Source organism: Pseudoalteromonas sp. Ld19, from assembly GCF_045064135.1.
Taxonomy (GTDB): Bacteria; Pseudomonadota; Gammaproteobacteria; order Enterobacterales; family Alteromonadaceae; genus Pseudoalteromonas; species Pseudoalteromonas aliena.
Window position 1 is genome coordinate 1 of sequence record NZ_JBISHA010000006.1, and the last position, 1283, is coordinate 1283.

The 1283-nt window shown below is 39.4% G+C and carries 1 protein-coding gene; it reads left to right on the forward strand.

What is annotated here, in order from left to right; genetic code table 11:
* The first annotated feature begins 85 nt into the window (after positions 1-85).
* On the forward strand, positions 86-1264 hold the full coding sequence (locus tag ACJJVZ_RS00035; protein WP_405596959.1) for an IS4 family transposase: 1179 nt from the start codon (positions 86-88) through the stop codon (positions 1262-1264).
* Positions 1265-1283: the final 19 nt, after the last annotated feature.

The following is a 1283-nucleotide window of genomic DNA, read 5'->3' on the forward strand; positions in this document are numbered from 1 at the left end:
GGGCTGACGAATCCCCAAAACGTGACAGGCACAGCAATTTATGATCTTATGTAAATCACCACAACCCACATAAGTCACAACTGCTATGCCTGACACATCAGTTTGCCATAAGTACTTTAAACATGCATTAGCGCCATTCAATAATGCCAGAGTAAAAACATTACTAAGCTGCAGTAATGCATTAATTTCGGGCAATAAACTTACCTTAACTGAAATCGGCAGAAATTTGTCTGGCGCTGTGGATGTAAAACATAAAATAAAACGCGTTGATCGCTTCTTAAAAAATACTCACCTCTACAATGAAAGGGTCGCTATCTATAAAGCATTAGCTCATCCTATTATCGACTCTTTACCAATGCTTGCAATTGCCGTTGACTGGAGCGGTGCCTGTGGTCACGACTATTACTTACTGCGAGCAAGCTTACTTGTGGATGGGCGCTCTATCGTGATTTATAACATGATTGTTGAGCAGAAGAATTTTGATAGCCCAGCAACCAACAGCCTGTTTTTAGATGAACTTTATGAAGTGCTTGGACGACATCCTAGTGTCTATATTGTAACAGACGGCGGCTTTCTTACGCCTTGGTATAGTAAAGTACGCGAACTTGGTTGGCATATGATAGGTCGATTAAGAGGCTCAATGAAGTGTAAACTAGCCATGCAATCACAATGGCATACATTAAAACAACTTAGGGCTGGTGCCAGCGATATACCAAAGGCGTTAGGTCAAGCACGACTAACTCAGTCCAGCCCGACAGCATGCGATGCATTTTTACACGTATATCATGGAAAAAATAAAGGAAGAAAAGGAAAAAGCAGATTTACGAAAGATACAAAAATGTATCAAAACTTAGCGAAAGAGCCATGGTTACTCGCGACATCAGACAATACAATGACGAGTAAGCGAGTAGTTGGTTTATATAGTAAAAGAATGCAAATAGAGCAAAATTTCCGCGATGACAAAAGTTTGAGATATGGTTTTTCGTGGCGTTTTAGTAAAAGCACCGGCATAAATAGAATAGGAATATTATGCTTGATAGCCACAATAGCGAGCACTGCGTTATGGTTTATAGGGTGTGAAGCAGAAAAAAGGAAGTGGCATATAAAATTTCAAGCAAATAGTGTTAAGAATCGCCGAGTTCTTTCATTTTTAACCTTAGCCAAGCAAGTCATAAAGCTATGTAAGAGACGTATTACACAAAGCTATATAGAAAAAAGTTTAAAAAACTTTATTTCTAATTATCAAAAAGAGGCCGCTGGATAAAGTGGGGATCCCTCAGCCC